This window comes from Novosphingobium sp., assembly GCF_036820275.1.
Classification (GTDB): Bacteria; Pseudomonadota; Alphaproteobacteria; order Sphingomonadales; family Sphingomonadaceae; genus Novosphingobium.
Genome location: NZ_DAISLT010000019.1, coordinates 22,056 through 43,086 on the forward strand (window position 1 = coordinate 22,056; position 21,031 = coordinate 43,086).

18 protein-coding genes are annotated in these 21,031 nt (G+C 65.2%); 15 read left to right on the forward strand and 3 right to left on the reverse strand.

Features of this window, described 5'->3' with window-relative positions; translation table 11 throughout:
* On the reverse strand, positions 1 to 1,293 hold a 1,293-nt coding region (locus V7066_RS15740), incomplete at its 3' end, for a patatin-like protein (protein ID WP_334183928.1).
* 71 nt (positions 1,294 to 1,364) lie between these two features.
* Here V7066_RS15740 and radA point away from each other — a divergent pair.
* From radA to rnr, 11 genes are all read left to right on the forward strand, one after another.
* On the forward strand, positions 1,365 to 2,741 hold the full coding sequence (radA, locus tag V7066_RS15745; protein ID WP_334183929.1) for a DNA repair protein RadA: 1,377 nt from the start codon (positions 1,365 to 1,367) through the stop codon (positions 2,739 to 2,741).
* Positions 2,742 to 2,850: 109 nt separating this feature from the next.
* Positions 2,851 to 3,375: a CvpA family protein gene (locus V7066_RS15750; protein ID WP_334183930.1), complete on the forward strand. Its 525-nt coding sequence runs from the start codon at positions 2,851 to 2,853 to the stop codon at positions 3,373 to 3,375.
* Positions 3,375 to 3,794: an iron-sulfur cluster assembly scaffold protein gene (locus tag V7066_RS15755; RefSeq protein WP_334183931.1), complete on the forward strand. Its 420-nt coding sequence runs from the start codon at positions 3,375 to 3,377 to the stop codon at positions 3,792 to 3,794. Before V7066_RS15750 ends, V7066_RS15755 begins: the two co-directional genes overlap by 1 nt.
* Before the next feature lie 60 nt (positions 3,795 to 3,854).
* Complete coding sequence (locus tag V7066_RS15760) at positions 3,855 to 5,483, forward strand: MFS transporter (protein ID WP_334183932.1); 1,629 nt, start codon at positions 3,855 to 3,857, stop codon at positions 5,481 to 5,483.
* Positions 5,473 to 6,522, forward strand: a complete 1,050-nt coding sequence (gene alr / locus V7066_RS15765; RefSeq protein ID WP_334183933.1) for an alanine racemase — start codon at positions 5,473 to 5,475, stop codon at positions 6,520 to 6,522. Before V7066_RS15760 ends, alr begins: the two co-directional genes overlap by 11 nt.
* 103 nt (positions 6,523 to 6,625) lie before the next feature.
* On the forward strand, positions 6,626 to 7,186 hold the full coding sequence (gene phaR, locus V7066_RS15770; RefSeq protein ID WP_334183934.1) for a polyhydroxyalkanoate synthesis repressor PhaR: 561 nt from the start codon (positions 6,626 to 6,628) through the stop codon (positions 7,184 to 7,186).
* 101 nt (positions 7,187 to 7,287) lie between these two features.
* Complete coding sequence (gene proS / locus V7066_RS15775; protein WP_334183935.1) at positions 7,288 to 8,826, forward strand: proline--tRNA ligase; 1,539 nt, start codon at positions 7,288 to 7,290, stop codon at positions 8,824 to 8,826.
* A 20-nt stretch (positions 8,827 to 8,846) separates the two neighbouring features.
* Entirely contained in the window at positions 8,847 to 9,431 is a 585-nt protein-coding gene (locus tag V7066_RS15780; RefSeq protein WP_334183936.1) for a DUF805 domain-containing protein, read from the forward strand.
* A 40-nt stretch (positions 9,432 to 9,471) separates the two neighbouring features.
* A complete protein-coding gene (locus tag V7066_RS15785; protein ID WP_334183937.1) occupies positions 9,472 to 10,833 on the forward strand; it encodes a M28 family peptidase in 1,362 nt (453 codons plus the stop codon).
* A 271-nt stretch (positions 10,834 to 11,104) separates the two neighbouring features.
* Positions 11,105 to 11,983: a sulfite exporter TauE/SafE family protein gene (locus V7066_RS15790; RefSeq protein WP_334183938.1), complete on the forward strand. Its 879-nt coding sequence runs from the start codon at positions 11,105 to 11,107 to the stop codon at positions 11,981 to 11,983.
* A 72-nt stretch (positions 11,984 to 12,055) separates the two neighbouring features.
* Positions 12,056 to 14,308: a ribonuclease R gene (gene rnr, locus V7066_RS15795; protein ID WP_334183939.1), complete on the forward strand. Its 2,253-nt coding sequence runs from the start codon at positions 12,056 to 12,058 to the stop codon at positions 14,306 to 14,308.
* A 116-nt stretch (positions 14,309 to 14,424) separates the two neighbouring features.
* Here the strand turns inward: rnr and V7066_RS15800 are convergent, their stop codons facing one another.
* Positions 14,425 to 14,880 (reverse strand): universal stress protein, encoded by a 456-nt coding sequence (locus V7066_RS15800; RefSeq protein ID WP_086490535.1) that lies wholly within the window; start codon positions 14,878 to 14,880, stop codon positions 14,425 to 14,427.
* 160 nt (positions 14,881 to 15,040) lie between these two features.
* Here V7066_RS15800 and V7066_RS15805 point away from each other — a divergent pair, with 160 nt between their 5' ends.
* The 3 genes from V7066_RS15805 to lpdA are packed head-to-tail and all read left to right on the forward strand — an operon-like array spanning position 15,041 to position 18,141.
* Positions 15,041 to 16,339, forward strand: a complete 1,299-nt coding sequence (locus V7066_RS15805; RefSeq protein WP_334183940.1) for a pyruvate dehydrogenase complex dihydrolipoamide acetyltransferase — start codon at positions 15,041 to 15,043, stop codon at positions 16,337 to 16,339.
* A gap of 43 nt (positions 16,340 to 16,382) precedes the next feature.
* Positions 16,383 to 16,721, forward strand: a complete 339-nt coding sequence (locus V7066_RS15810; protein WP_132264097.1) for an acyl-CoA thioesterase — start codon at positions 16,383 to 16,385, stop codon at positions 16,719 to 16,721.
* A gap of 4 nt (positions 16,722 to 16,725) precedes the next feature.
* Positions 16,726 to 18,141 (forward strand): dihydrolipoyl dehydrogenase, encoded by a 1,416-nt coding sequence (lpdA, locus tag V7066_RS15815; protein ID WP_334183941.1) that lies wholly within the window; start codon positions 16,726 to 16,728, stop codon positions 18,139 to 18,141.
* Between the two features lie 77 nt (positions 18,142 to 18,218).
* Here the strand turns inward: lpdA and V7066_RS15820 are convergent, their stop codons facing one another.
* Positions 18,219 to 18,731 (reverse strand): GNAT family N-acetyltransferase, encoded by a 513-nt coding sequence (locus V7066_RS15820; protein ID WP_334183942.1) that lies wholly within the window; start codon positions 18,729 to 18,731, stop codon positions 18,219 to 18,221.
* 261 nt (positions 18,732 to 18,992) lie between these two features.
* Here V7066_RS15820 and acs point away from each other — a divergent pair, with 261 nt between their 5' ends.
* Complete coding sequence (gene acs, locus V7066_RS15825) at positions 18,993 to 20,942, forward strand: acetate--CoA ligase (protein WP_334183943.1); 1,950 nt, start codon at positions 18,993 to 18,995, stop codon at positions 20,940 to 20,942.
* The last annotated feature ends 89 nt before the right edge of the window (positions 20,943 to 21,031 follow it).

Sequence of the window (21,031 nt, forward strand, 5' to 3'; positions counted from 1 at the left end):
CGTGGGCCTGTCGAGGAAGAAGGTATTGCCGAATAGACGGTCCACCGTCTCCTCGATCTCGGGCCGCATGGCCAGGACGATGGCGCGCAAGGTCGCCATCTCCTGCGAATCGCGTTCGAGCGCTTCCAGATTGTCGCGGATCGGCTGTTCGCGCGGGATCGAGGACAGCGAGCCGAAGATCGTCGAAAAGAATCCCGGCGCCTTGCGCTCCTGCCGCAGAGATGCGCCGACCCGGTCGGGCGTGGGGTCGATATAGACGAAACGGCGGTCGACCTCGCGGGTGGCGGGACGGTCGCGCAGCACGCCCATGGCATCGGAAAACGGCGCGTTGTTGAGCACCGACCCATCGATGAGCGCCACGTTGTCCAGATCGCCGCGCTGGCTGTGCTCGGGCATCACTCGCCGGAAGAACGCCTCGCGGCCCGGCCAGGCTATGCCGAGTTCGGCGATCAGTCCGTCGATTTCCTCGATCTGGAGCGGCGGAAAGGCGCCGGGGAAGCTCGCCGTCGAGCGCGCCGCGAGCAGGAGTTCCGGCATCGCCGCAAGGGCAGGGGACCCCGCACGCGCCTCGAAACCGATGCTGAGGCGATGCTCGCTTTCCAGCACCAGTTCCGGCGAGTGCAACCGCAGGGTTTCGAGGTGGCCCTTGAAGTCCGTCGCGGTCACGAAAAGATTGATCGGGTGGCCGTGAGGCAGGAGCGACGGTCCGGCTTCGGTCTCGGCCATGGCGGTGAAGGCCCCGGCCAGCAGGCGTGAAAGACCCAGGCCGCTGAAGGGCGGCTCGAACCAGCGCGAGCGGATCAGGCGGGACAGTTTTTCCCGCACTTCCTCGCGTGTTTCCGGTGCCACGCTGCTGCTGACGGCATTGCCGGGACGGTGGAGCAGATAGGAAACGAGCGGCCGCGCCCAGAACTTGGTGACCTGGCTGCGCGCCCGCGCCTCGGGGTCGAGCAGCACGTCGACGTCGGCGTTTTCCAGCCAGAGTTCGGTAAGCGGCTCCAGCGAGTGACCGGAATGGATCGCCTGCGACAGGAACACGCTGTTGATCCCGCCCGCACTGGCGCCCGCGACGATATCGGTCAGGATGCGCAGCCGCAGGTTGCTGCCCGATTCGAGCCTTTGCAGCAGCTTGCGGTAGACCGCAGCAGTACCCTTTGGCGCTTCCCCTCCATTCCAGAACGCCTGGCTGGCCTGAAGCGCCTTCCAGAGTTCCTTGGTGACCCCGTGCATATAGACGGCGAGACTGATGCCGCCATAGCAGACCAGCGCGATCCGCAGTTCCTTTTGCCGCATCCCGTCATGTTGCCGCGATTGCACGGGAAAGGCAATTGCGTTCTCATTCCGTTCCGGATAATCGAAGCGGCATGGCAAAGCCCAAGCGTCGATATGTCTGTCAGGCCTGCGGGGGCGTCTCCTCCCGCTGGCAAGGTCAATGTCCCGATTGCGGGGAGTGGAACACGCTGGCGGAAGATACGCCGCAGACGGTGTTCTCCTCCAAGCACGACCTGTCTTCGGGCGGGCGGCCGATCCTGTTCACGCCGCTCGACGCCCCCGGCGAACTGCCCAAGCGCCGCGCCAGCGGTTTCGCGGAATTCGACCGGGCGTTGGGCGGCGGACTCGTGCCCGGTTCGGCGATCCTGATGGGCGGCGACCCCGGCATCGGCAAGTCGACTCTGCTGCTTCAGGCTTCGGCGCATATCGCCATGGCCGGCGGCAGCGTCGTCTATGTCAGCGGCGAGGAAGCGGCGGGACAGGTGCGTCTGCGCGCCGAGCGACTCGGGTTGTCCAAGGCGCCGATCCAGCTCGCTTCAGCGACCTCGGTGCGGGATATCCTGACCACGCTGGGCATGATGGAAGCGCCGACCTTGCTGGTGATCGATTCGATCCAGACGATGCATTCGGACACCATCGAAGGCGCGCCGGGCACCGTCAGCCAGGTGCGCGGCTGTGCTTTCGAACTGATCCGCTATGCCAAGGAGAACGATGTCACCCTGGTGCTGGTCGGCCATGTCACCAAGGACGGCACGATCGCCGGGCCGCGCGTGCTGGAGCATATGGTGGACGTCGTCATGGCGTTCGAGGGCGAGCGAAGCCACCAGTACCGTATCCTGCGCAGCCTGAAGAACCGCTTCGGCCCGGTCGACGAGATCGGCGTCTTCGCGATGGAAGGCGCGGGACTGGCGGAAGTCGGCAACCCTTCGATGCTGTTCCTTTCGGGACGCGACGAGGAAATGGCGGGAAGCGCCGTCTTCGCCGCCATGGAGGGCACGCGTCCGGTGCTGGTGGAAATCCAGGCATTGATCGTCCGGCTACAGAGCGGGGCGACGCCGCGCCGCGCGGTGGTCGGTTGGGATTCCGGCCGCATGGCCATGCTGCTGGCGGTGCTGGAGGCGCGCTGCGGGCTCAATTTCTCCAGCGCGGAAGTCTATCTGAACGTGGCCGGCGGCTATCGCCTTGCCGATCCGGCCGCGGATCTTGCGGTGGCGGCGGCGCTGATCTCGGCGCTCGGCGACAAGCCGCTCCCCAAGAACGCGGTCTGGTTCGGGGAAGTCTCGCTGGCGGGCGAGATCCGCCCGGTTTCCCATTCATCGATCCGTCAGCGCGAATCGGCCAAACTCGGCTTTGGGCGCGCGATCGGACCGGCGGGCGGAACCAATGGCGAAAGCTCGCCGAAGGGTATTCAGTTCACTGGCCTGACGATGCTGCCCAATCTCGTTGACCGTATCCTGACGGATGCCTAGAGCAGCCGTTCCGACTGCGTCGGCTCGGCCGCTCTAGGTATTGGTTTGTCGCATTTTCCGAGTCATCAGGTGTTCCACCTGATTAGAAAATGCTCTTGTTCGGGGCCCTATGACCGGTTTCGATATTGCTGTTCTGGTGTTCGTCGGCGTGGGTGCCGCCACCGGATTTCTGAGAGGTTTCGTGCAGGAGATCCTCGCGCTGGGCGCGTGGATCTTCGCGGTGTTCGCGATCCGGACGCTGCATACCCCGCTGTCCGCCTGGCTTGAGCCTTACAGCGGCTCCGGCACGGCGACGCCGGTGCTCGCCTTCGCGCTGCTGCTGCTGGTGCCCTTCATCGTCGTGAAGCTCGTCGCAAAGTGGGCCGGAAAGCAGAGCCGCGCCTCGGTGCTTGGGCCGATCGACCGCGTGCTGGGCTTCGGCTTCGGCGCGGTGAAGGGGGTCATCATCGTGATCCTCGGCTTCTCGGTCCTGGTGCTCGGCTACGACACCGTATGGGGACCGGGCGGGCGGCCCGAATGGATGAAGGAGGCGCGGACGTATCCCTTCGTCAACGCCAGCAGCGAGGCGCTGGTGAAGATGATTTCCGAGCGCCGCCGCGAAGCGCGCGAAGCCGAAGCCGCGGAAGCGGGCTGATGTCGGCCGCCGTGCTCTACACGCCCGATGTTCTCGGCCTGACGATCCGGCTTGCGGCCTATCCCTGGGACGAGGCGCTGCCACTCAGAGGCGAGGCGCGTTCGCAAAGCTGCGGCTCGACGATCGCGCTGGGACTGGCGCTGGGCGGGGACGGCACGGTGGAACGCATCGGTATCCGCAGCCAGGCCTGCGCCATCGGGCAGGCCGCCGCCGCGATCTTTGCCGATGCGGCTGTCGGATGTAGCTCCCAGAATCTTGACGAGGCAGGTGAAGCGATCGCGCACTGGCTTTCGGGAGAGGGACCGCTGCCCGAATGGCCCGGTATCGAAACGATCGCCAAGGCCCGCGACTATCCCGCGCGTCACGGCGCAGTTCTACTCCCTTGGCATGCCGCCAAACGGGCGCTTTCCACCGACTGAAACCGGAGCTAGATTTTCCGCTGACGGACCTCGAAATCGGGGCCGGCGGGGGAACTGGGAATGGCAGGGGAAGCTCCGGAGCATCCGGCAGGACCGAACGCATCCGACATCAGGCTGGTGATCGCCGCGTCCTCGATGGGCACGGTGTTCGAGTGGTACGATTTCTTCATCTACGGAACGCTGGCCGGTATCATAGGCAAGACGTTCTTCCCGTCCGGCAATGCCACGCTGGAGACGCTGCTGGTCTGGGCGGGCTTCGCGGTGGGTTTCGGCTTTCGCCCGCTCGGCGCGGTGCTGTTCGGCTATCTGGGTGACCGGCTCGGGCGCAAGTACACCTTCCTCGTGACCGTGACCCTGATGGGCGTGGCGACGGCAGGTGTCGGCCTGATCCCTTCGGCCGCAACCATCGGCCTGTTAGCTCCGGCTGTCATCCTGCTCTTGCGGGTGCTTCAGGGGCTGGCGCTCGGCGGGGAATACGGCGGCGCGGCGATCTACGTTTCCGAACACGCGCCGCCTGGACGTCGCGGCTTCTACACCGGTTTCATCCAGGCGAGCGTCGTAGGCGGTTTCGTGCTCAGCCTGATCGTCGTACTCGGTTGCAAGGCGGCGATGAGCGATGCCCTGTGGCAGGCATGGGGCTGGCGCGTTCCCTTTCTGCTCAGCATCGGACTGCTGGCGGTATCGCTGTGGATGCGCCTCAGGCTTTCGGAAAGCCCGGTATTCAGGGCCATGCGCGCGGAGGGGGAAGTCTCCGGAAATCCCTTCCTCGAGAGCTTCACGTATCCGGGCAATCCCAGGCGCATCTTCATCGCGCTTTTTGGCATCGCGGCGGGGCTGACGGTGATCTGGTACACCGCAATGTTCTCGGCCTTGAGTTTCCTCAAGGCGGCGATGCGCATGGAGGACACGGCGGCCGAATTCATCGTCGGCGGTGCCGCGGCGCTCGGCATGGTGTTCTTCGTGATCTTCGGCAGCCTTTCCGACCGGATCGGGCGCAAGAAGCCGATCGTCTGGGGTTATGTGCTGACGCTTGCCCTGCTGTTTCCGGCCTTCTGGATGATCGGCGGGCATGCCAATCCGGGCTTGTCCCGCGCCGCGGAGCGGGCGCCGGTCCTCGTGGCGGGACCGGACTGCGCTTACAATCCCTTCGCGTCCGAGCAGGCGACCCGTTGCGGCAGGCTCCTTGGCGATCTGGCAGGCGCGGGAGTTTCCTATCGCCTTTCGAAAGCGCCCGAACTGGTGCTTCGGGTGGCTGGACGCGCGCTGCCGCTCGACACCTATCCGTGGAACGACCGCAAGGCGCGCGGCGTGCAGTTGCAGCAATGGCTTGGCGATGCAGGCTACGATTTCGCCAAAGTGCGGCCTGCAATCGGCGATGCCCTGGCGATCGGCGCGACCTTGTTGCTGCTCATGGCCCTGTCCGGCGCGACGTACGGGCCGGTGGCCGCACTGCTTTCGGAGATGTTCCCGCCGCGTATCCGCTACAGCTCGATGTCGATCCCCTATCATATCGGTACAGGGTACTTTGGCGGTTTCCTTCCGCTGATTTCCAGCTACATGGTCGCGAGCAGCGGCAATCCCTATCAGGGCCTTTGGTACACTTGGGGCGTTGTCGCGGTTGCCCTTGCCGTCTCGCTCTGGGGGCTGCGAGGCGGCCCTCCGCGCGATTATGGTGAAAATGTCTCCTGAGTTTCCTGCTTCCGCCCTTCGTCTCGCTTTTGACCGGGATGCCCTGCGCTCCAACTGGCTGGCGCTCGATCGCCTGTCCGGAACCGCACGTGCCGGCGCAGCGGTAAAGGCCAACGGCTATGGCCTCGGCGCGCGGCAGGTGGTTCCGGTGCTCCACGCGGCCGGATGCCACGACTTCTTCGTTGCGCACTGGGGCGAGGCGCAGGATCTGCTCGATTGCGTGAGCCCGGCTGCGCTGTCGGTGCTGCATGGTCCGCTGACCGCGCAGGACGCCGCTTTCGCGAAAGAGAGCGGTGTGACGCCGGTCATCAATTCGCTGACGCAGGCCCGGCGCTGGACCGAAGCCGGGGGCGGACGCTGCCACCTCATGGTCGATACTGGCATGAACCGCCTCGGCATTCGCCTGGACGAACTGGGCGACGAGGCGATTGCCGCGCTCGATATCGATGTGCTGCTCTCGCACCTTGCCTCGGCCGAAGAGGAGACCGACCTCAATGCCGCGCAGTGCGCGCGCTGGCAGGAGGCGCGCAGGCAGGTGCGCCATGCCCGCGCGAGCCTTGCCAACAGCGCTGGAATCGCCCTGGGCAGCGACTATCATGGCGACCTGACCCGCCCCGGCATCGCGCTCTACGGCGGTATTCCGCGCGTGGGCATGGAAGAGCACCTGCAGCAGGTGGTCCGTCCCGAAGCGGCGATTCTTCAGGTCCGCGAGGTGCCCGCAGGCGAGACGATCGGCTACAACGCCACCTTCACCGCGCCCGCGCCGATGCGTGTCGGTGCGATCGCACTGGGTTATGCGGACGGCTATCTGCGCTGCTGGTCCGGCAAGGGCCTGTTCCGTGCCAAGGGTCATGAATTGCCTGTGCTCGGCCGCGTCAGCATGGATCTCACGGTCGTCGACCTGACCCATGCGCCGGATGTGGGCGAGGGCGACTGGATCGCGGCGGACTATGCTCTTCCCGAAGCTGCCGCCACGTCCGGACTCTCCCAATATGAGTTGCTCACCCTGCTGGGACGGCGGTTCGGCCGCGAGGGGTAATCCTCCAGAGTTTTGCTGCGCAGCAAATTGTGTTGCGTTGCGACAACCCGGGGTGGTAACTTGTGTGATACAGGCCGGAAATTAGGCAGATTGGGGATTGGCAATGGCTGAAACGGCGTCGCAGGACGACAACACGGTAATCATAAAAAAATACGCGAACCGTCGCCTCTACAATACACGTTCGTCAAGCTACATCACGCTCGACCATCTTGCGAAGATGACCCGCGAAGGCGTCGATTACAAAGTTCTCGATGCCAAGACCGGCACCGACATCACGCACACGATCCTCACGCAGATAATCATGGAGGAAGAATCGAACGGAGAGCAGATGCTCCCGGTCAACTTCCTGCGCGAACTCATCAGCATGTACGGCAATTCGATGCAGTCGCTGGTGCCGCACTACCTGGAAGCCTCGATGGACAACTTCCGGGCCAACCAGACGAAGCTGCACAAGGCGTTCGAGGACAGCCTGGGCAACAATCCGCTGGCCAAACTGGCAGAGCAGAACATGGCGATGTTCAAGGCCGCCGCCTCGGCCTTCATGCCCGGTGCCGAGAAGCCAGAACCCAAGGCGCCTCCTGCTGCCGAGGACGCCGGAGATCTTGCCGCGCTGCGCGATCAGATGGCGGAAATCCAGAAGAGGCTTGACGCGCTGGGCAAATAAGGGTCTGCGCGAGGTGCTTTCGCGGCGCGTGAAACACGCCGCGACTTGCCCGGAATGCAACGGATGGTCCGTCGCATCGCTCAGTTCAGGAAGAAGCACCCGTGTCCGCCATTCGTCACGCCCTCTCCACCAAGCGCGAGGACGACTTCGCACAGTGGTATCAGGAAGTCATTTCCGAAGCCGAAATGGCCGAAGAATCGGGTGTCCGCGGATGCATGGTCATCAAGCCATGGGGCTACGGCATCTGGGAGCGCATCCAGCGCCTGATGGATGACCGCATCAAGGCCGCCGGTGTCACCAACTGCTACTTCCCGCTGTTCATCCCGCTTTCCTACTTCGCCAAGGAAGCCGAGCACGTCGAAGGCTTCGCGAAGGAGATGGCGGTCGTCACCCACCACCGTCTCGTCGGCGACGGCAAGGGTGGTCTCGTGCCCGATCCCGAAGCCAAGCTGGAAGAGCCGCTGATCGTCCGTCCGACTTCGGAGACGGTGATCGGCGCCGCCATGGCGCGCTGGGTGCAGTCGTGGCGCGATCTGCCGCTCATGGTCAACCAGTGGGCCAACGTCGTGCGCTGGGAAATGCGCACACGCATGTTCCTGCGCACCAGCGAGTTCCTCTGGCAGGAGGGCCACACCGCCCACGCCGACCGCGACGACGCCATGACCGAGACGCTGCGCGCGCTCGAAATGTACCGCGACTTTGCCGAGACCGAGCTGGCCATGCCGGTGATCGCCGGTGAAAAGCCCGAGAACGAACGCTTCCCCGGCGCCGTCGCGACTTATTCGATCGAAGCCATGATGCAGGACGGCAAGGCGCTCCAGGCGGGCACCTCGCACTACCTCGGCACCGGTTTCGCCGAAGCCGCGGGCATCCAGTACCAGGACAAGGAAGGTACCCAGCAGTACGCCCACACGACCAGCTGGGGCACTTCGACCCGCATGGTCGGCGGCGTCATCATGACCCACGGCGACGACGATGGCCTGCGCGTGCCGCCGATGATCGCGCCGCACCAGATCGTGATCCTGCCGATGCTGCGCGACAATGACGAGGACGAAGCGCTGCTCGCCTACTGCGAGGAACTGCGCAAGGCGCTGGTCACCCAGTTCGCACTCGGCGAACCGCTGCGCGTCCTGCTCGACAAGCGTCCGGGCAAGGCCACGCAAAAGCGCTGGGCCTGGGTCAAGAAGGGCGTTCCGCTGATCCTCGAAATCGGCGGCCGCGATGCCGCGGGCGGTCAGGTTTCGATGCTGCGCCGCGACAAGCTCTGGAACGATGCGGCCAAGGCGAACTTCGTCGGCATGGCCAAGGAAGACTTCGTTTCGCGCGCCACGACCGAGATCGAGGCTATCCAGACCTCGCTCTTCGCCGAAGCCAAGGGCAAGCTGGACGCGAACATCTCCCGCGCCGAGAGCTTCGACGAGCTGGCTGCGTTCTTCTCGGAAGACAAGCGCTACCCGGGCTGGGTCGAGGTTGAATGGTCGCGCCCGACCGGAGAAGCGCTCGAAGCCGTCGTTCAGAAGCTGAAGACGCTCAAGCTCACCATCCGCAATACGCCGCTCGACGCGGAAGCTGTCTCCGGTAACTGTGTGTTCACCGGCGATCCGGCAGTGGAACGCATCTACGTGGCGAGATCCTACTGATCTGAAATGAGGAAGAGGGCGTGCTGGGATCGATCAAGTACAATCTGACGAACCTGCTGAACTTCGAAGGCCGCGATGCGCGGCAGACTTTCTGGTTCTACGTCCTCTTCCTCGTCGTGATCCAGTACGCCGTGGGCATGGCGATCGCCATGCCGATGATGGGCGGGATCATGAAAGGCGCTTTCGTGGCCGCGCAGCAGGGCGTTTCCGGAGACGCCATGAACGCCCGCGTCATGACGCAGATGGCCGGATACATGCGTACTTCGATGACGCTCTCGACCATCGTGTCGCTCACGGCAGGGCTGCTGCTGCTGGCGTCCTTTGCGCGGCGGCTGCACGATTCCGGCAAGCCGGGCTGGATTTCGCTGCTGACGTTCCTGCTCTCGCTGACGTCCAAGGCGATTGTCTGGTCCAGAATGGATGAGATCGTCTCGACCATGCAGCGCGTCTCGGCAGACAATCTTGAGACCGCTTTCGCGATGCAGTCGAAGATGGTGGCCGCCAGCCTGCTGGGTTACGCGGCGATCCTGATCGTCATAATCTTCGGCGTCTGGCCATCCAATCCGGGTCCGAACCGGTACGGAGACACGCCCGTTCGCTTCTGAGGTCTTGCCAAGCGGGCACTCCGGCGTGACAAGCGCCTTCATGAACAAAATTCTGGTCGCGACCGCGCTTTCCGCCACGATCCTTTCCGGTCTTCCGGTGCGCGCCGCCGCCGATTCGCCGCAAAAGCCCGCTCCGGGCGAAGTTTCCGAAGCCCGCATGCGCGCGGATGTTGCGAAGCTGGTTTCGTTCGGCACGCGTCACACGCTCTCCTCCGATACCGATCCCAAGCGTGGAATCGGCGCCGCCCGCCGCTGGGCGGCCGACGAATTCCGCAAGGCTTCGAAGGCCTGCGGTGATTGTCTGGAAGTGGTCATACCCGAGGCGATGGTCAGCGGCACCCGCATCCCGACGCCGGTGAAGATGGTCGATGTCGTGGCCATCCAGCGCGGCACCGAGCGTCCGAACGAAGTCGTGATCGTGGAAGCCCATATCGACAGCCGCGTCACCGATGTGATGGACGTGAAGAGCGATGCCCCCGGCGCCAATGACGACGGTTCGGGCACTGCGCTCGTCCTCGAAGCCGCCCGCGTGCTGTCCAAGCGCAAGTTCGCCACGACCATCGTCTATGCCGCGCTGTCCGGCGAGGAGCAGGGGCTCTACGGCGGCAAGCTGCTGGCCGACTATGCCAGGCAGCAGGGCTGGACCGTCAAGGCCGTACTCAACAACGACATCGTCGGCGGCACGCACGGCTCCGACGGTCTCGTCGATGACAGGAACGTGCGCCTTTTCTCGGAAGGTCCGCGCGCCGACGCCACCGACAAGACCCGCGCCGACGCCCGCCGCTTCGGCGGAGAGAACGACAGCCCTGGCCGCAATATCTCGCGCTTCATTGCCGAACTGGCGGGCGGCGTGCAGGGCGATCTGGCAGTGCGGCAGGTCTGGCGCGCCGATCGCATGGGGCGCGGCGGCGACCAGTTGCCGTTCCTCGAACAGGGCAACCCGGCGGTGCGCTTCTCCGTCGCGATCGAGGATTACGAACACCAACACCAGGACCTGCGCACCGAAAACGGCATCCGGTACGGCGACACTATCGACGAGATGGACTTCCCCTATCTCGCCAAAGTGACGCGCCTCAACATCGCCGCGCTGGCCGCTCTCGCCGCCGCGCCGATGCCGCCCATCGCCACGGCCGATGCCGCGGTGAAGACCTGGACGGACGTGACCTGGAAGCCGGTGACCGGGGCAGCCGCCTATTCGGTCTGGCGCCGCCGCACCGATGCGCCCGAATGGGAAGCACAGCCGATGGTCGCGCGCACCACTGAAACCAGCGTCAAGCTAGACGGTTTCCGCGGCGACGACTGGATCCTTGGCGTCCGCTCGGTCGCGGCGGACGGCAGTGTCAGCCCGATTGCTGCCGCCGTTCCGGGCGGAGGGTTTACTCCGCTTGCCCAATTGCCTTGATCCCTGCGATGGTTGAATTCTACCGGCGGGATAGAAGACTGAAATTCGGGGTGGGGGGCGTCTCGGTGGACATATCCGAAAAATCGGTGGCTTTCGGGCGGCTTGGCTCCTTGCGAGACCGGGCCGTGCGAGGTCCGCTGGCGGCGGGCGAAGTAAATCTTTGTTGTCGGGCAGTGGTCCGACATGACAGGCGCTTTGCGCAAACAGGGTCGGCAGCAGTTGCGAACTGCGTCTACGGAGGATGGGTTATTTCGGATAACGGTGAGCATTCATGGCATTGACGCAGCATTTCGATTACCTGCACGTCATTGCGGGCATGCTCGTCGGCGTGCTCGTGGGACTGACGGGCGTGGGCGGCGGCTCGCTGATGACGCCGCTGCTGGTACTGCTTTTCGGAGTAAGCCCACAGACGGCGGTCGGCACCGACCTGCTCTTCGCGGCGACGACCAAGATCGCCGGTTCGGTCGTCCACGGCAAGCGCGAGACGGTGGACTGGCGGATCGTGCGCCGCATGGCCTGCGGCAGTATCCCCGCGGCGCTCCTCACGCTGGGCTTCCTCTCCTGGTTCGGCAAGATCGGGAATTCCACCGAGCACCTCATCATGATCTCGCTGGCAGTGCTGCTCGGCGTCACCGCCGTGGCGGTGATCTGCCGCAAGTGGCTGCTCAAGCTCGCTCATGACATCGACCCGGCCCGGCCGCGTTCGCGCGTGTTGGCCGGCACCGTCCTGCTTGGCGCGGCGATCGGTGTCGCGGTTTCGATTTCCTCGGTAGGCGCAGGCGCCATCGGCATGACCGTGCTGCTGGTGCTCTATCCCAAGCTGCCGGTTGCCCGCGTCGTCGGTTCCGACATCGCCCATGCCGTGCCGCTGGCCCTGATCGCCGGGTTCGGGCACTGGATCATCGGCGACGTGGACTTCGGTCTTCTGGCCGTGTTGCTGATCGGCTCGATCCCGGGCGTGGTGATCGGCAGCTACCTGTCGTCGCATGCTTCCGACCGCATTCTCCAGCCCCTGCTGGCCTGCGTCCTGGCAGTTTCGTCCTGGCAGCTCTTCCTCAAGGCCAATCCTGGTGAGAAGCATACTGCCCCCGCACCGACCGCTGCGCAGTCGGTCTCGATTGCCGGCGAAGCGGCTGCAAAACAGCCTTGAACCTTGACTTGTGATGGTGCCGTCGGCGTGGCACCATTGCAATGACGGCCATTCCGGCGCATGGCGGAAACCATGCCTTCCAAGAACCGGCCCGCGCCTGGCCTGCCGTCGCGCAAGCAGATCCTCGACCTCATCCAGAACTCGGCCGACCCCGTCGGCAAACGCGAGATTGCACGCGAATTCGCCCTCAAGGGTAACGAGAAGATCCAGCTCAAGGCGCTGCTCAAGGACATGGCCGAGGAAGGCCTGATCGACGGCAAGCGCACCGCCTTCCACCGCATGGGCGGCCTGCCCAAGGTCACCGTGCTGCGCGTAATCGACGTGAGCGAAGGCGAACCTGTCGCCATCCCCGACACCTGGACGCCGGACGACGGCACGCCGCCGCCGCGCATCCGCCTGATCGAGAAGGGCCGCTCGGCGCTGCGCAAGGGCGACCGCGTGCTCGCGCGTACCGAGGAATCCGCCACCGGATGGCGCGCCTATCCGATGAAGAAGCTGATGCTGCGATCGGAGCAGATGCTCGGCGTCGTCGAGATCGACGGTGCGGGCAAGCCCTGGCTGGCGCCGGTGGACAAGCGCATCCGCAATTCCTCGCCGATCTCCGACCTCGGCGGCGCCGAAAAGGGTGAACTGGTGCTGGCCGAACCGATCGGCCGCTCGGCGCGCCCTTCGGTCAAGGTCACCGAAGTGCTGGGCGAGCCGCTGGCGCCCAAGGCCTTCAGCCTGATCGCGATCCACAAGCACGGCATCCCCAATCACTTCGACGGCGACACCATCGCCGAGGCCGAGCGTGCCGCGAAGATGCCGCTCAGCCACGAGCAGCGCGAGGATCTGCGTCACCTTCCCATCGTCGCGATCGACCCCTCCGACGCCCGCGACCACGACGACGCCATCTGGGCCAAGCCGAACGAGGAGGGCGGTTTCGACGCGCTCGTCGCAATTGCCGACGTTTCGTTCTACGTCCGTCCCGGCGGCCATATCGACCGCGAGGCCCGTCGGCGTGGCAACTCGGTCTACTTCCCCGACCGCGTCGTGCCGATGTTGCCCGAAGTGCTCAGCGCCGACGTCTGCTCGCTGCGCTCGGGCGAGGACCGGGCGGCCATGGCCTGCCACCTCAAGGTGGACGGGCAGGGCCGGGTCACCGAATGGCGCTTCACCCGTGCGCTGGTCCGAATCGATGAAGTCATCGCTTATGAAGAGGCTCAGGCCCGCATCGATGAGGGCAGGGCGCAGCAACATCTCCAGGACCTCTGGGCCTGCTGGAAGCTGCTCGCCAAGGCGCGTTCGGATCGCGATCCTCTGGAACTCGAACTGCCCGAGCGCCGGGTAAAGCTCGACGAGCACGGCCGCATCACCGAGATCGCCATCCGCGAGCGGCTCGACGCGCACCGCGTGGTCGAGGATTTCATGATCGCCGCCAACGTCGCTGCCGCCAAAGCCCTCGAAGCCAAAGTCGCGCCGGTGGTCTACCGTGTCCACGAGACCCCGAGCCGCGAGAAACTGACCGCGCTCAAGGACTATCTCGCCACCTTCGGTCGCAAGCTGGCTCTGGGGCAGGTCATCACGCCCGGCCTGTTCAATCGCATGCTCAAGGACATCGCGGACGAGAGCGAGAAGGCGCTCATCATGGAAGCGGTGCTGCGCAGCCAGACCCAGGCCTATTATGGCCCGCGAAACGAGGGCCACTTCGGCCTCGCGCTCGGCTCCTACGCCCACTTCACTTCGCCGATCCGCCGCTATGCCGACCTTCTCGTGCACCGCGCGCTCGTCGATGCCTATGGGCTGGAGCAGCCGAAGCCGGACGGCGATATCCCCGCCGCTTCGGGTCTGTCCGATCGCGACCGGGACGACCTCGGCCGGGTCAGCGAAGCCATCAGCAACTTCGAGCGCCGCGCCATGGAGGCCGAGCGCGAGACCATCGACCGCTATGTCGCCGCCTGGCTCTCGGGCCGCGTCGGGCAAGTGTTCGACACCCGCATCACCGGGGTGCAGAAGTTCGGCTTCTTCGCCACGATCATCGGCCTCGGCGGCGACGGACTCGTGCCTGTCTCCACCCTGGGCGACGAGCGCTTCGCCTATGACGAGAAGGCACAGGTCCTCGAAGGCGAGAGCACCGGCACCACTTTCGCCATGGGCCAGATCCTGCGCCTGCGGCTCGCCGAGGCAAACCCGCTGACCGGCGCGCTGAAATTCGAACTGGAAGAAGGCGGCGGCCGCATCGAGCAGCGCGGCAAGCCGGTTCCGCTCAAGAAGAAGGGCAAACACTTCGTTTCCCCGCGCGGTCGTCCGGGGAATATCCGGCACCAGGGACGCAAGAAGAAGTAGACACGTCCCGGATGAAGCAAATTTAACGCCGTTACGTCACCTCCTTCGCGGGGGTGGCGGGCAGGTGTTCCGGATTGTGCGCTATCGTCCCCGAGGGGGCAGCCATCACATGGGAATTAGCTCAGCCGCTCGATCGCCTCGGCATCGAGCGTGCCGGGAATGACGAAGACCGGGCAGGGCATCTGGCCCAGACCGGCGCCCGTGAAGTGCGTGACCAGCGGTCCCGGTCCGCCCTCCTTCGCCGCGCCCAGCACGAGCGCGGAAACCTCGCCGTGCTCCTTCAGGTACTCGCGCACGATCTTGATGTCCTCTCCCATGCGAACGGAGATGACCGGCATCTTAGCGCCTTGTGATAAAAGGTTTCCGGCCGCCGCCGTCACCAGGGTCTCGGCGCGCGCGCGGGCCTCCTCCTCGATGGTCGCCTGGACCCCGCCGAAAGCATTGAAGGGTTGCGGCGGGACCACGGCCAGAAGATGCAGCGCGCCGTCGGTCTTCGCGGCGCGGCGCGCGGCAAACTGCAGCGCGACCAGCGCTTCTTCCGTTTCGTCGACGATGACCAGGTAGATGCGCATGGGTTTCCTCTCGGCGGAGCTTATCGGGCTATTCAGGACGAGGTGCAAGCCATCACGAATGCGAAAAAAGGAACGCGAAGGCGCTTGTGTGAGCGCCTCAACTTGTTCAAGGAAAGGCGGACCCCGCTCCCCAAGGAAAACAAGGGACACACAAGCTTCCATGCCCATCGACATCAAGATGCCCGCCCTGTCCCCCACAATGGAAGAGGGAAAACTGGCAAAATGGCTGGTTAAGGAAGGCGACACCGTCAGCTCCGGCGACATCATGGCCGAAATCGAGACCGACAAGGCCACCATGGAGTTCGAAGCCGTCGACGAAGGCGTCATCGGCAAGATCCTCGTGGCCGAGGGCACCGATGGCGTGAAGGTCGGCACTGTGATCGCCGTCCTCGCCGGTGAAGGCGAAGACGTCAGCGCGGTTTCCGCCGCGCCTGCCGCTGCGCCCGCCAAGGCCGAAGCGCCCAAGGCCGCCGAAGCCGCTCCGGCTCCTGCCGCTGCCACCGCTTCGAAGGCCCCCGCTTCCAAGGAAGGCCGCGTCGCCGCTTCGCCGCTCGCCAAGCGCATCGCCGCCACCAAGGGCGTCGACCTTGCCACCGTGACGGGCTCCGGCCCGAACGGCCGCATCGTCAAGGCCGACGTGGAAGGCGCGCAGGGCGGTGCAGCCAAGCCCGCCGCCGCTCCGGCAGCCGCTGCCCCCGTCGCGACCGAAGCCAAGGCTCCGGCCGTCGAGATGGCGCCCGAAACCCGCGCCCTGCTCGACGACCGCGTCCCGCACTCGGTCGAGAAGCTTTCCGGCATGCGCAAGGTCATCGCCAAGCGCCTGACCCAGTCCAAGCAGGAAGCGCCGCACATCTACCTCTCGGTCGATGTGAACCTCGACAAGCTGCTGGCCCTGCGCGGCGAGATCAACTCCATGCTCGAAAAGCAGGGCGTCAAGGTCTCGGTCAACGACATGCTCGTGAAGGCCCTCGGCCGCGCGCTGGTCGACGTGCCGGAATGCAACGTGACCTTCGCCGGCAACGAGCTGATCAAGTACGCGCGCGCCGACGTTTCGGTTGCCGTCTCGATCCCGGGCGGCCTGATCACCCCGATCGTCACCGATGCCAGCGGCAAGTCGTTCTCGCAGATCGCCAAGGACATGAAGGACCTCGGCAAGCGCGCCCGCGAAGGCAAGCTGGCCCCCGGCGAGTATCAGGGCGGCACAGCCTCGATCTCGAACATGGGCATGATGGGGATCAAGCAGTTCTCGGCCGTGATCAACCCGCCGCAGTCGACCATCATGGCGATCGGCGCGGGCGACAAGCGTCCCTGGGTCATGCCTGACGGCACGCTCGGCGTGGCCACCGTCATGACCGCAACCGGCAGCTTCGACCACCGCGCGGTGGACGGCGCCGACGGTGCGCGCCTGATGGCCGCTTTCCGCGAATACGTGGAAACGCCGCTCAGCATGGTCGCCTGAAGTGACCGAAGCACGACGTGACCCGGTGATCCGGGTCACGGCCATGCCGGCCGACGCCAATGCCTACGGAGATATCTTCGGCGGCTGGCTGATGAGCCAGATGGACATGGGTGCCGGCCTCGTCGCCGCCCGTCGATCGCGCGGCCGCGCGGTGACGGTGGCGATGGACGGCATGCAGTTCCACCTGCCCGTAAAGGTAGGTGACGAAGTCTCGGTCTACGGCGAGATCCAGCGCGTGGGCCGCACTTCGCTGACCATCGCCATCGAGGCCTGGCGCCGCCACCGGCACGAAGAGGAAGAAGTGAAGGTGACGCAGGCCGTGTTCACCTTCGTCGCGGTGAACGAATTCGGTCAACCGCGCGCCATCGATCAGGAGAAGTAAGACAGTGGCTGATACCTACGACGTCATCGTCCTCGGTTCGGGCCCCGGCGGCTATGTCGCGGCCATCCGCGCCGCCCAGCTGGGCCTGAAGACCGCCATCGTCGAGCGCGAGCTGCTCGGCGGCATCTGCCTCAACTGGGGCTGCATCCCGACCAAGGCGCTGCTGCGCTCGGCCGAGGTGTTCCACCAGATGCAGCATGCCAAGAACTACGGCCTGGCCGCGGACAACATCACCGCCGACCTTGCCGCCATCGTCAAGCGTTCGCGCGGCGTTGCAGCCCAGCTCAACGCAGGTGTCACGCACCTGATGAAGAAGAACAAGATCACCGTCCACATGGGCACCGGCAAGCTGGTGGCCAAGGGCAAGCTGGCGGTGACGGACAAGGACGGCAAGACCAGCGAACTGGGCGCCAAGCACATCATCGTCGCCACCGGCGCGCGTGCCCGCGAGCTGCCCTTCGCCAAGGCCGACGGCAAGCGCATCTGGACCTATCGCCATGCGATGACCCCGTCCGAGATGCCGACGAAGCTGCTGGTCATGGGCTCGGGCGCCATCGGCATCGAATTCGCCAGCTTCTACAACGACATGGGCGTTGACGTCACCGTCGTCGAGATGCTCGACCGGATCGTTCCCGTCGAGGACAAGGACGTCTCCGCGTTCCTCGAAAAGGCCCTCACCAAGCAGGGCATGAAGATCCTGACCGGCGCCGGCGTCGAGGCGATCACCGCCACCGACAAGGGCGTGAAGGCCAAGATCAAGGGCAAGGACGGCAAGGTCGCCGAGCACGACTTCAGCCATGTCATCTCGGCGGTGGGCATCGTGCCCAACACCGAGGAGATCGGCCTGGAAGCACTCGGCATCAAGGCCGACCGCGGTTTCATCCAGATCGACGACTACGGCCGCACCAATGCCGCCGGCATCTGGGCCATCGGCGACTGCACGCCCGGACCCTGGCTCGCCCACAAGGCCAGCCATGAAGGCGTGACCGCCGCCGAATCGATCGCCAAGGAACTCGGCAACAAGGACGTGCACCCGCACGGCCTCGACCGTAACAACATCCCGGGCTGCACCTACTGCCACCCGCAGATCGCGTCGGTCGGCATGACCGAGGAAAAGGCCAAGGAAGCGGGCTACACCGTCAAGGCCGGCACTTTCCCGTTCATCGGCAACGGCAAGGCGATCGCTCTGGGCGAGCCGGAAGGCTTCGTGAAGACCGTGTTCGACGCCAAGACCGGCGAACTGCTCGGTGCCCACATGATCGGCGCGGAAGTGACCGAGATGATCCAGGGCTACGTCGTCGGCAAGACGCTGGAGACCACCGAAGCGGAACTGATGCAGACCGTGTTCCCGCATCCGACGATCTCGGAAGCGATGCACGAATCGGTTCTGGCCGCTTACGGACGCGCGATCCACATCTAAGCGCCGCGCGCTGCATGCAAAAGGAAAGGGCGGGTCCTCGCGGACCCGCCCTTTTCATATCCGTTTCGCAGATGTCGTCAGTCGTAGGACTTTGACAGCAGTACCAGTGTGGGATCGCCGAAGAAGGGTTCCGGGATGAAGCCCTTGTCGCGCTCCACTTCGATGGCAGCGCTGTTCTCGCGGCTCTCGATCGCGATCACCCGCTTGCAGCCCCGCTGCTCCGCCTGCTTCCCGAGGAAGTCGAGCATGGCCCAGCCCACGCCTTTGCCCTTGTGATCGGCGCGGACGGAGATCGCCACTTCGCCAGTATCGCCCTCATCGTCGTAGGCCAGCACGCCGGAAGCGATGATCTCTCCGCGATCGGAGAAGCCCAGCCACGATTCGGTCTGATAGTGGTCCGCCTTGACGATCGGCGCGATCTGCTGCGGGCTCACCCGGTCCGCCGCCGCGAAGAAACGGAAGCGGCGATCGTCGTCCGTCACCTGTTCGAAGAACTGCGTGAGAGCCTCGGCGTCGCTTTCCCGGGCCGGGCGAACGTCGAGCGCGATGCCCGAGCGGGTGGGCAGCGTGATGGCGTCATTCAGGGACATGGATCGGGACTCCGCTATTTCCAGGTGTCGGATTCATAAGCCTTTCTAGCATGGCCCGCCTTGATCGAGATCATCGGCACCGCCCGCCGGAGGCGCGAAGGCTAACACAGCCCACAGCTTATGTCCCGCTGCCGAGACAAGTCGCCGGAAGACGGTGGCGCTCGTCGATTCATCGGTTAAGGTGGCGGGGAAACGGTGGCTCCAAAGCCGACCGGGAACGAAATCTGCCGGAGAGGATACCGGCAAGAGGAGAAGGACATCATGGCCGAGGCCATCTATCCCGTGCCCACCGAATGGGCAAAGAACGCCCTGATCGACGAGGCGCGCTACCAGGACATGTATGCTCGCTCGATCGAGGATCCTGAGGGGTTCTGGCGCGAGGAAGCGCAGCGGATCGACTGGATCAAGCCGTTCAGCGTCGTCAAGCAGACCAGCTTCCACGAGGCCGACTTCGGCATCTCGTGGTTCACCGACGGCACGCTCAATCTCTCGGCGAACTGCCACGACCGTCATCTTGCCGAGCGCGGCGATGCCGTGGCGATCCTCTGGGAACCGGACGATCCGAAGAACCCGGAACGCCGCATCACCTACCGCGAACTCCACGAATCCGTCTGCCGCTTTGCCAACCTGCTCAAGGCCAACGGCGTGAAGCGGGGGGAGCGGGTCACGATCTACCTGCCGATGGTGCCGGAAGCCGCCGTCGCCATGCTCGCCTGCGCGCGGATCGGCGCGATCCATTCGATCGTCTTCGCCGGGTTCTCGCCGGACGCGCTTGGCGGCCGTATCCAGGACTGCGACAGCCGGATCGTCCTCACCTCGGACGAGGGCCTGCGCGGCGGCAAGAAGATCGCGCTCAAGGCCAATGTCGACGAAGCGCTCAAGGCCTGTCCGGGCGTCGATACCGTCATCGTGCTCAGCCACACCGGCGCCGATGTGCCGATGGTCGAAGGCCGCGATATCGACTGGGCCTCGGCTGCCGCCGGGCAGTCCGCCGATTGTCCGGCGGAGGAAATGAACGCGGAGGACCCGCTGTTCATCCTCTACACCTCCGGCTCGACCGGAAAACCCAAGGGCGTGCTCCACACCACCGGCGGCTATTCGGTCTGGGCCTCGATGACCCACGAATACGTCTTCGACTACCGCCCCGGCCAGATCTACTGGTGCGCGGCGGATATCGGCTGGGTCACCGGCCACTCCTACGTCGTCTACGGCCCGCTGATGAACGGCGCGACAACGGTGATGTTCGAAGGCGTGCCCAATTTCCCCGATCCGAGCCGGTTCTGGCAGGTGGTCGACAAGTTCCAGGTCGAAATCTTCTACGGCGCCCCCACGGCACTGCGCGCACTGATGCGCGAGGGCGACGACTGGGTGAAGAAGACCTCGCGCCGGAGCCTGCGCCTGCTCGGCTCGGTGGGCGAGCCGATCAACCCGGAGGCCTGGTCCTGGTATCACGAAGTCGTGGGCGAGGGCCGCTGCCCGATCGTCGACACCTGGTGGCAGACCGAGACCGGCGGCGCGATGATCACTCCGCTGCCGGGCGCCACCGCGCTGAAACCGGGCTCCGCCAGCAAGCCGCTGTTCGGCGTGAAGCCGGTGCTGCTCGACAACGACGGCACCGTGCTGGAAGGCACGGCCGACGGCTGCTTGGTCATCGCCGATAGCTGGCCCGGCCAGATGCGCACCGTCTGGGGCGACCACGAGCGCTTCTTCCAGACGTATTTCACGACCTTCCCCGGCACCTACTTTACCGGTGACGGCTGCCGCCGCGACGAGGACGGCTACTTCTGGATCACCGGCCGCATCGACGACGTCATCAACGTCTCGGGCCACCGCATGGGCACGGCGGAAGTCGAATCCGCGCTCGTGGCCCATCCCGCCGTGGCCGAAGCGGCGGTCGTGGGGATGCCGCACGAGATCAAGGGGCAGGGTATTTACGCTTTCGTCACCTGCAACGCCGAAGTGGTGCCCGACGAGGACCTCCGCCGCGAACTCATCAAATGGGTCCGCCACGAGATCGGCCCGATCGCCACGCCGGATGTGATCCAGTTCGCGCCGGGCCTGCCCAAGACCCGCTCTGGGAAGATCATGCGACGCATCCTGCGCAAGATCGGGGAGAACGACTTCTCGAACCTGGGCGACATTTCAACACTGGCCGATCCCTCGGTGGTAGACAACCTTATCGCCGGCCGTTCCCAACCGGCCGCGGCCTGAAGGCCATCTCGCTGCGGCGGTGCGCATTCGCGTCTGCCGTCGCAGCAATTATGTCATCTAACGACCGTAAGGTTTCCGTCTCGTAAACT

What these genes read in the sequence shown, in the direction of transcription:
- radA (WP_334183929.1), top strand. Translation starts at nt 1,365, where the DNA reads ATGGCAAAGCCCAAGCGTCGATATGTCTGTCAGGCCTGCGGGGGCGTC.
- V7066_RS15750 (WP_334183930.1), top strand. Translation starts at nt 2,851, where the DNA reads ATGACCGGTTTCGATATTGCTGTTCTGGTGTTCGTCGGCGTGGGTGCC.
- V7066_RS15755 (WP_334183931.1), top strand. Translation starts at nt 3,375, where the DNA reads ATGTCGGCCGCCGTGCTCTACACGCCCGATGTTCTCGGCCTGACGATC.
- V7066_RS15760 (WP_334183932.1), top strand. Translation starts at nt 3,855, where the DNA reads ATGGCAGGGGAAGCTCCGGAGCATCCGGCAGGACCGAACGCATCCGAC.
- alr (WP_334183933.1), top strand. Translation starts at nt 5,473, where the DNA reads ATGTCTCCTGAGTTTCCTGCTTCCGCCCTTCGTCTCGCTTTTGACCGG.
- phaR (WP_334183934.1), top strand. Translation starts at nt 6,626, where the DNA reads ATGGCTGAAACGGCGTCGCAGGACGACAACACGGTAATCATAAAAAAA.
- V7066_RS15785 (WP_334183937.1), top strand. Translation starts at nt 9,472, where the DNA reads ATGAACAAAATTCTGGTCGCGACCGCGCTTTCCGCCACGATCCTTTCC.
- V7066_RS15790 (WP_334183938.1), top strand. Translation starts at nt 11,105, where the DNA reads ATGGCATTGACGCAGCATTTCGATTACCTGCACGTCATTGCGGGCATG.
- rnr (WP_334183939.1), top strand. Translation starts at nt 12,056, where the DNA reads ATGCCTTCCAAGAACCGGCCCGCGCCTGGCCTGCCGTCGCGCAAGCAG.
- V7066_RS15800 (WP_086490535.1), bottom strand. Translation starts at nt 14,880, where the DNA reads ATGCGCATCTACCTGGTCATCGTCGACGAAACGGAAGAAGCGCTGGTC.
- V7066_RS15805 (WP_334183940.1), top strand. Translation starts at nt 15,041, where the DNA reads ATGCCCATCGACATCAAGATGCCCGCCCTGTCCCCCACAATGGAAGAG.
- V7066_RS15810 (WP_132264097.1), top strand. Translation starts at nt 16,383, where the DNA reads ATGCCGGCCGACGCCAATGCCTACGGAGATATCTTCGGCGGCTGGCTG.
- V7066_RS15820 (WP_334183942.1), bottom strand. Translation starts at nt 18,731, where the DNA reads ATGTCCCTGAATGACGCCATCACGCTGCCCACCCGCTCGGGCATCGCG.
- acs (WP_334183943.1), top strand. Translation starts at nt 18,993, where the DNA reads ATGGCCGAGGCCATCTATCCCGTGCCCACCGAATGGGCAAAGAACGCC.